1 protein-coding gene is annotated in these 519 nt (G+C 43.0%); it reads right to left on the reverse strand.

Annotation, left to right across the window (positions count from 1 at the left end; translation table 11 throughout):
• Window positions 1-519: RNA-guided endonuclease TnpB family protein (locus PZH32_RS11210; RefSeq protein WP_275208329.1), on the reverse strand; the 519-nt coding region annotated here is incomplete at both ends.

The following is a 519-nucleotide window of genomic DNA, read 5'->3' on the forward strand; positions in this document are numbered from 1 at the left end:
GGATACATCGTTGGTACTCTGCGTATTTCATTTCCATACCAAATCGCCTTATATTCCAGCATTTCAAAAAACTTTGCCCAGGAAACACTTGCTATGGATTTTGCCAGTTTATGGTTCCGGATCATTCCTTTCACATTCAAATCTTCGATGCAGATGGTTTGGTTTTCGCGCACCAGCATCGTTGACTGCTTCTGCAGGAAATCGTTTCTTTGATTCGTTACTTTCTCATGTACTCTGGCTACTTTGATCCGCTGCTTCTCCCGGTTATGGGAATCTTTCCGCTTCCGGGAAAGTCTGCGCTGTTCTCTTATGAGCTTTCGCATCGAGCGTTCCAGATATCTGGGATTTGATACCGTATTTCCATTACTGTCAGAATAGAACGTTTTGATTCCCACATCAATTCCAATTGTACCACCACCATTCTGACGTGGTTCCGGTTCAAAATCAACATTTAAAACTGCAAAATATTTTCCAGCCGGTGTGTGCTCAATGGTTACGTGGTTAATTTTCCCCACTTCC

The sequence above is a fragment of the Adlercreutzia equolifaciens genome (assembly GCF_029076695.1).
Lineage (GTDB): Bacteria > Actinomycetota > Coriobacteriia > Coriobacteriales > Eggerthellaceae > Adlercreutzia > Adlercreutzia equolifaciens_A.